6 protein-coding genes and 2 pseudogenes are annotated in these 8,222 nt (G+C 56.6%); 4 read left to right on the forward strand and 4 right to left on the reverse strand.

All coding sequences use genetic code 11. The annotated features are described in order from the left end of the window. Positions 1-1,679 (reverse strand): M10 family metallopeptidase (locus E2L05_RS19755; RefSeq protein WP_133344691.1); only part of this gene is annotated, 1,679 nt, incomplete at its 3' end. A 291-nt stretch (positions 1,680-1,970) separates the two neighbouring features. Beyond that, positions 1,971-2,717, reverse strand: coding sequence for a hypothetical protein (locus E2L05_RS19760; protein ID WP_133344693.1), 747 nt, complete (start codon positions 2,715-2,717; stop codon positions 1,971-1,973). Between the two features lie 1,129 nt (positions 2,718-3,846). Here E2L05_RS19760 and E2L05_RS19765 point away from each other — a divergent pair. Beyond that, positions 3,847-4,287, forward strand: coding sequence for a phasin, PhaP (locus tag E2L05_RS19765; RefSeq protein ID WP_133344695.1), 441 nt, complete (start codon positions 3,847-3,849; stop codon positions 4,285-4,287). A gap of 127 nt (positions 4,288-4,414) precedes the next feature. Then, positions 4,415-4,621, forward strand: a pseudogene (locus E2L05_RS19770) (IS3 family transposase); the annotation flags it as partial. 646 nt (positions 4,622-5,267) lie between these two features. Here E2L05_RS19770 and E2L05_RS19775 read toward each other — a convergent pair. Both E2L05_RS19775 and E2L05_RS19780 read right to left on the reverse strand, forming a co-directional pair. Further along, entirely contained in the window at positions 5,268-5,774 is a 507-nt protein-coding gene (locus E2L05_RS19775) for an invasion associated locus B family protein (RefSeq protein ID WP_165971825.1), read from the reverse strand. Positions 5,775-5,850: 76 nt separating this feature from the next. Further along, positions 5,851-6,855: a VPLPA-CTERM sorting domain-containing protein gene (locus tag E2L05_RS19780; RefSeq protein ID WP_164687459.1), complete on the reverse strand. Its 1,005-nt coding sequence runs from the start codon at positions 6,853-6,855 to the stop codon at positions 5,851-5,853. A 223-nt stretch (positions 6,856-7,078) separates the two neighbouring features. On the opposite strand from E2L05_RS19780, the pseudogene E2L05_RS21440 reads away from it, so the two are divergent. Beyond that, positions 7,079-7,523: pseudogene (locus tag E2L05_RS21440) on the forward strand (IS6 family transposase); the annotation flags it as partial. Between the two features lie 350 nt (positions 7,524-7,873). Further along, a partial coding sequence (locus tag E2L05_RS19790; RefSeq protein WP_133344703.1) for a recombinase family protein occupies positions 7,874-8,222 on the forward strand: 349 nt, incomplete at its 3' end.

Raw genomic sequence — 8,222 nt, forward strand, 5'->3', positions numbered from 1 at the left:
TCCGCGCCGTCACCGCCATACATCACGTCGTTGCCTGCATCTTCGCGCAAACGGTCATCGCCCAAACCGCCCTGCAACACCGACCCATCGCCACTGCCGTTGATCGTTTCACCCGCATCCGAGGCGGTTACAACAGTCAAACCCGCAGCCGTATAGGCCGCGATGGAATCGGTCAGGAGTGTTTCGGCCTCGACAACCGGGCTTTCCGGCGCAACTGGGGCCGACGAATTTTGGAAGACCAGACCCACAGCCGTGTTTTGTTGAGCCAACTCTATGACATCGAATTCATCCGTCAATCCGTTCAGCTCCAAGGTCGCCGTTTCCGTGCCATTGGTCAGGATCAACTGGCCGTTCGACACAAGCGCTGTCACCATACCAAGGGTGGCATTCTCAATCTTGATCTGATCATAGGTGGCATCAAAGCCAAAGATCGTGTCGCCATCCAATTCGGCCAGTGTGCCAGACACGGTATCCATACCGGTTCCCAAAACCAGAAGGTCAGCCCCAAGTCCGCCGATAAAGGTGTCGTTGCCGCCACCGCCGGTCAGGGTGTTGTCGGCATCATTTCCGATCAGGGTATCGTTGCCGGTGCCGCCGGTCGCATTTTCGATCAGTGAACGGGTGTCGTTTTCATAAAGCAGCGACATGTAGATGTTGTATCCCGCATACACGGTGTCTCCATCATCATTCGTGCCCAGCCGCGACGTCTGCGCAGTGCTGTTCACATCAAGGTCGATGCCTTCGCCCGGTGTCAGATTGATCAGCAAGTCCGTGGTGTAGTTCGACAGGTCGATATGATCTTCGCCGTCGCCATCCCACAAGGTACGGAACACCCGGTTCGCACCGGGCACGCCTTGCGACACGCCATCAATGAAAAATTCGCCCGTGGTGGCGCTGACCGTATAGGTCGTGTCGCCCGACAATGTCGTAAAATCCGCGCCGTAAATCTGCTGGATCATCGCAATATCCAGCATCATCGGCGATTGTGGGTAGCCCCAGGTTTCCACCGTGTAGCCACCGGTCCCCGCGCCAGCAAAAGACCGGTAGGACATGATGGTATATTCCAGCGCATCATACGCTTCATCCAGCACTGTGCTGTTGCCGGTCGAGGCTTGGTGCGCATGCTTGAGGCCAAGCGCATGGCCAATCTCGTGCATGGATGTGGCATAGGCATAGCTGCCGATGACCGGTTCTTCAGGGCTGGACAGGGCATCCAAGTACCACGCGCTGGTGTTGAGCCATATGTCACCATTCGCCGTAAAGGAGCCCGGATAATAAGCCCACGCGGTGGAGGGCGCAGTGGAGGCGCCGACACTGATCTGCGCCAGATCTCCGGCGTCTGCTTCCACTATATTCAGGCCGATCAGATCATCCCAATAGGCAAAGGCTTCGCGCAGAACGTCTTTGCCAAAATCGGACAATGCGAGCATCGAGCCCGGCTCGTTATAGGCGGAATAATAGGATCCAATACTGAAATCCTCGGCGGCAGCGGGGAACGCGAATGTCACGGTTGTCCCAGACCATGACAGCGTTGAATCTAACCCCTCCGCATCGGCAACTGTTGGCGCAACACCATTGGCAGAAACGGGCACACCGGAAGAATCGACGTCATCAACAGATGACCAATTGACCGGTTGGTCCGAGCAGTCGCACCCATCAATATCACAAAGTTCACACATTTCCACCACTCACAAACAAAATTAACAGCGAAATCAACACTTTAGCTGGAAGTTTCTGAAAACGCTCGATTGTCACCGTCCACGGTCAGAGCGATACCATGTATGATCTTGTGAGAAAAGTTTCTCTGTGCATGCTTTGCAAACGAGAAACAATCCGCCTGTCTCTCTCTAAGGTTGTTTTAAAATTAGTCCCAAAATCGCACGTGTGCCGGAATAATGACCACGTTCTGGTTCGAGTGGCTGGCCTTGCGGCGGGATCACACCTGCAATCCCGCCGCGCAGAACAGCCCGTCAGGTGCGGGCGCGCCGACGCCCCGTGAGCGTAAGAAGCAGTAGCCCCGACGCGGCGAATCCAAGGCTGGCAGGAAGAGGAATGGGCGCTGTCGTGGACGCTTGCTCCAGTGTTGTGCGGGTCACTGACCAGGTCGAACTGCTGTAAGCACTCCGGTACTTTGGCGAGTCCATGAGGATGGGAGACTCCCGATACTCATAATCGAAATAAGCCCCCGAAAGGTTCATCTCCCCATTCAACAGACCTGGAAGGCGAAAAGTGAAAGTGAAGAAAGGACGATCTCGCCCATATCGATCCTCGAAAAGGAAAATCAGTTGTCCGCTGTTGCCAGTGGGCGTACTCACCCCTGTCATACCCGACTGCTGCAGGGGCCACATTTCGGGTTCCCGAAAGCCAACAATATCAACTGTACCGTCGTGAAGTCCGGGCACCACAATCGTCGAAACCGAGGCGGCAACATCGGTGACACCAATTTTGCCCGATGAGAATACGCCGACCCGATCTTCGGTTCCGCGAAAGGACAGTGTTGCGCTCAGCCGTAATTCAGAAACCAGCGACGGGCCCCCATTTGTTGCCGCCGGATTAAACCTCGACCAAAAATTGCTTTCGAATTCAAAGCCCGAAACGACAAAATCATATTTTTCAACATACGTCGCGGCGGCGACATCAGTTGCGCCGCTCAATGCAAACAAACACATCAACGGCTTAACGAAAGATCTGTAAAAACCCATTTTATAACCAACCATTCAAAGTACAGTTGCCTCTTGTAATATCGCTCCTGCCACCATTGATCTACCCGACATTACAAGCGGATGCGCGAAAAGTGACCAACATTACAACCACAAGGTAACGTCGCTAAACTTTCACCAAACCAAGGCCATCTTTTTTGTCGGCGCACTCATCCGGCAAGGGGCAAAAACCGACCTCAGAGATTCGAAAATTTGCATTGTCCTGCTGACTTTTTTGAGCAAACGGCGACTTCATTGCTGCGCTCATCACAGGAACGCCCGGCCTCCCCCCTCCCTTTCAACCGATTTCATAGGGGCCGACGGTTCTGTTGCGTTCTTCTGATTTAAGCAGGACGCTGGCTGCACCCTTTCAAGTCAGGACGCTCCTCTGGCAGGCCGCGATCTGTTCAAACGGGACTGACGCTGTGCGCCACAGCCGATCCGGGCTCGCGCATCGTGGTGCGTGCGGAGGTCGCTGCGGAATGCAATCCTATTTTGTCACCGAACGAGATGCGCCTTGCGCTGGCACCCCACGAAACCTGGATCTTGGCGGCCTCATACGCCGCACTCACTGCCGTTGCACACGCCGGTATGATCCCGTTCGAGGCGGGCTATGAAGATGAAATACCGGAAGACAAGGCACCATCGATGGATCCATTCTGATGCGAAGACGTGCGGTTGGCCGACGATGTCTGACGATCTTGACGCGGTTGCGAAGCGGCCCACATGCGCGCATCATGCACGTCCACTCAGGCCGCGTGCTCATCCTCCCAGCAAGATACCTCGCACCACAGGGGTAAAACCCCGTTGGTGGTCGCGGAGCATGCCAGACAGCGTTCTCGCTTCACCGTTGCTCAAGTCGGATTGATCCGTCCCGAGTTTAGTCACGTTATTCTGGTTGTGGCTGGAAACTGACAACCCCCCTTCAGGTTCCGAAGTCTGACTGCCGCAAAGAACGCTCTCAAAGGCATTGAAACACTCAGAGCAATCAAAAAGGCCACTTCGAAAACAACGACCCTGGTGTGTGCAATGAAATCGAGTTCTTTGCCCGGTTTTCAGTGGGTGGCCCTTGCAATGCTGCAGTGCAGCATTACCTTAGGTTCAACGGTCACCGAGGCCGAACACACATCAATCTGGAGACCGCACCATGACGAATATCCAAGACTTCACCAGTTTCTTCAAAGCCGTTCCCACCGGCGTCGATTCCGCTACCATGACCGATGCCTGGAAAATATGGGCAACCTTCGGCGAACGGTTCAGCGCCATCACGCTCGATGCCGCAAACAAGTCGAACGACATCACGACGAAGACCGTCAAGGACACGCTGGCGCTGTTGCGCACTGTGTCCAAGGTTCAAGACGAGCCCGCAGACTACGCCAAAGTCGTCAGCGACTTCGGCGCGGCCCAGTCCGAGCTCGTAAAGACGCATTTCGAGTCGCTTGGCGACGTTGCCAAGCTGGCGCAGACCGATGCGACCGAGCTGATGACCACGACCGGTCAGCATATCGCCGAGCAGGGCAGCAAAGCCGCCAATGACGCCGGAACGAAAGTAAAGACCGCAGCCAGCAAGGCCACAAAAGCCGCGTAATCTGCGAACCCGTAACTGGCTGGTTGTGTATGTGACCGGTCAGGCTTCGCTGCGGGCCACACGTCGGGCCGCAGAGAGTTTTGGATCATGGCGCTTGCTCCCAGATGATGGGGCAGGCGCCATTTTCGTTTGCGGGGTGGATCGCAAAATGATTCGTTACCAATTGATCGGACCGCCGGAGACGGAGTTGCGTCGGCGGTTGCGGGATCTGGCGAATGAACGGCGCCGGTTCGGATACCGCCGCCTATTCGTGCTGGTGCGCCGCGATGGCGAGCCGTCAGGCATCAACCGCATCTTACGGCTCAATTGCGAAGAAGGGCTCACGGTGCGCAAAGAGAGCGGCACACCACCATCACTTCTGCTTGTCATAGGCGGAGGTTTCGGCGGCAATCCGCGCCACGAGATCATCCAACATCATTGCGTAAACGGCACCGCGCTCACGCACCGGAGTAAACTTTGGAATCTGAGGGGGTGCGGGAGGGCCAATAAAGCATCTCTGTTCGTCACGCAGATTATCGAAAGTTGGAGCTGTAGAAATAATCATGCTGAACCGTTCCACTCCCTATTAATCCGGTTGAGTTACCGCAATATGGAAAACATCCTTGCTTCGATCAGGTCTACGGAGAAACCCAGAGCCAGAAGCCGCTCACCAGCCTCTTTTCAGATCCTCTGCCTGACGGGCTGATCTTCAATACCATAGACTTCAATAAACGCGAAACCTGACTCGCCATAATGCGCTTGACCTACAAGTGTGAAATCAAGTTCCGGGCTTGTGCTCTGCACCCCTCAACTCGCGCTCCACTTAACCCAAGGCGATCAGAGTTATGTTTGTATCATGCGTTTGGTAATTACTCCGTAACAGCTCCAGAAGACGCCTAAAGGCGTACTCACGGCGGCACGAAAACGGGGCAAATCCAGCATGATCTTCATCTGCCCAGAGGCTGGATTTGGTGCAAAATAAGATAACGCAACAGAACCGTTTATTCCGCCCACTCTTTGCGCCAGGAGATTTTCTCGCGCAGGACATCGCTCAGCGCGGTGATGTCCATAGCCACCGACAAAGGCTCTGACTTCTTGAACGCAAAGAACCGGATGTCGATGGTGCGCGCCGCGGTCAGGTGCGTGACCGCCTCGTCTGGAAGGTCTCGTGCGGCAAGGCAGCCGGTCGGCAGGCACACGAGGGTCGGCACATCGATTGCCGTATCCCCGGCCAAAACGCGCACGCCGGCCTGAACTGCGGTTCCAAGCGGCACGGTGAGTGTCATGGCTTGGGTGTCTTCCCCGAACTCCAGCGCAAAGGTGGCAATCCGCTCGCCGGTGTCGGCATTCAGAACGGCGCGGGATACGGTGCAGTTGCGCTCATCGGCGCAGGTCACATCCCAATCCGCAGATGGGTCAATCTCGGTCCCCACAGTGGCAGCCGATGCGCTGCTTAATGTCAGAAAACTCAAGCTCGCCGCCAGGGCGATGGAAATAGCATTTGTCATATCGAACCCTCCCATAAAAAGTCTGCGCTAGGCAAGAACCCAGCGCAGACATGTTTCTTCAAATCCGGCGGCCCTGTCAGGCTGCTTTTTTCATCCGGCGCATGGCGCCCAGGGCAGCAATACCACCCGTCAGGAACAGAACGGACGCAGGAAGCGGCACTTGGGGTGTTGGGTCAGGAATGATGACCGTGCCGCCAACATTGGCAAAGCCGAAGACAAAGGTCGCCGTATCAACAGAACCGTTGGTGCCGGTGCCCAGTGGGTCACTGGATGGCTGCCCGAGGGAAAACAGTTCCGCGCCAACTTCGCCAAGAGCGTCAAGTGCAGACGCCTCTGTTGCCGCCGCGCCGTAGAACATGGAGAATTCGAAGGTCTCACCAGCGGCAAGCGCGCCAAACCCGAAGTCGAAGTTTGCGCCATGGTCGGCGGGCCCGAAATCGACGACATCGGTGTTCTCAACATAGCCACTACGCGTACTGCGCGAGGCAAAAGGGTTGGAACTGTCGAAGCCATTGTTGGTCGCCTTGAGCAACGACGCTGTTGTCCCGGTGCCGCTGATCGTCACGACTTCGCTGAAGGCGTTGGGCTCGATGTCCCAATCAAAGGTGCGGGTGTAGCGCAAATCTGCGATATCGACGCCGGACGTGTTCGTGATGGCAACATTGACTTCATACAGGTTCGACGTGCTGGCGCTTGGTGCGAAAGAGTGGGTCACTTCCAGCTCGCCCGACGTCAGCTTGACAGTCGATGTTGCGGTCGACGCGGTGGACGTGAACGAAAGCCCTGTGAGGTTGGCTGTTCCGATAGCATTGTTTGCGTATCCCGCAACTTCGGTCTCGCCGATGCCAACGCCCCAGCCTTCGCATTCGCACCCATGCGATGTCGACTCGTACCCGGTTGGCATGTGCCGCAGGCCGACAGCTGTTGTTCCCGAAACCGGGGAAGCCGTGCCACCAGAAACATTCAACTGCCCAAGTTCGTCGACGCCGAGCTGAACTGTGCCGTTGTCGATGATCGCCTGCGCGCTGACTGAACCGGCCATCATGAGGGCACCCAAAGATGCGATTGCTACATATTTCATGGTGAAACTTCTTTCCGTCTGAGGTTGTTCGAATGAAGAATGTTTGATGGCCATTAAATGCCATACTTCGCTAACCAACGGAGGCCCCACATGGGCATAGGCGGGCATCTACAAAGGATAGGCAACCTATCCAACAAGCGGTTTTCAATGTAATTACGCAAACGTGGCATTGGTTTCCGGTGCGCCAACGTCATCGCAATCGAGGTAAACGACCCAGCCTTCGATCAGCTACACACCCCACCGCGTCCCGCCCGAAATCATCGCGCACGCGGTCTGGCTGTGCATCCGTTTCAATCCGAGCCTGCGTGCGGTCGAAAAGATGGTGCCGGAGCGCGGCATCGACGTTTTCGACAAGGAAGATCCAACGCTGGACCCTCACGTTCTGGCCGCCGATTGCACGCACCTTGCGCCGCCGACACTCCCGCCCCGGCGATGTCTCGTATCTGGACGAGGCCGTGGTGAGGAAAGCGGATCGGTCATTCTGGCTCTGGCGTGCCGTCGATCAGGACGGTGTCGTTCTGGATGATATCCTGCACTCCCGACGAGACACGTGCGCGGCAAAGCGACGTTTGTTGCGGCTGGTCAAACGATATGGCGTCGTTCCGGAACGGATAATCACTGACACGCTTCGGCCTTACGGCGCTGCGAAACACGGGCTCGCGCCGGGTGGAAGCAACCTGTTTTGAACCAAACCTGCCACCCCACGTCCGGATCGTTTCACAGCGCAGGATGATGCCGCGCGCGGCAAGAAGATCGACAAAACTATCATGCTTTATAGCCACTGGATGCTTCATATGCGCAAAATAAGTCGGTTTTGTATCTCACCCAAGGCTTTGGTCAGAGTGCGTTTCCTCACCCTATGCAGCAGGCGCGCGCGATGATCGGCGAGAGCCCCCTGATCGCGCTCACCGTATGGAAACAAAGGGGTCTGTATTAAGCGGTTCCAAAGGGCACGCCCTTGCATTCGTTTCTAATGGGTCGTTTATTTATGACTTGTGTAATTGCAAACGGCCCGCCCATGCCCCTGATCGGCTATGCCCGCGTCTCAACCGACGAGCAGACCCCCCTGCCCCAGACTCGTGCCCTCACCGATGCGGGCTGTGCACAGGTCCATGCAGAGCACGCCTCTGGCGGGGATCGCGCGCGGCCGGTGCTGGCGAAAGTGCTCGAACAGATCCGCCCCGGCGACACGCTGGTGGTGGTCCGCATCGACCGGCTGGCGCGGTCGCTCTCGCATCTGCTTGAGGTCATCGAACAGCTGGAGGCCAAGGGCGCGTTCTTTCGCTCTGTGGAAGACCCAATCGACACCGCCTCGCCCCAAGGCAAGTTCACGCTGCAAGTGCTGGGCGCCGCGGCGGAGTTTGAGC

The organism is Meridianimarinicoccus aquatilis, from assembly GCF_004358675.1.
GTDB classification, from domain to species: Bacteria; Pseudomonadota; Alphaproteobacteria; order Rhodobacterales; family Rhodobacteraceae; genus Meridianimarinicoccus; species Meridianimarinicoccus aquatilis.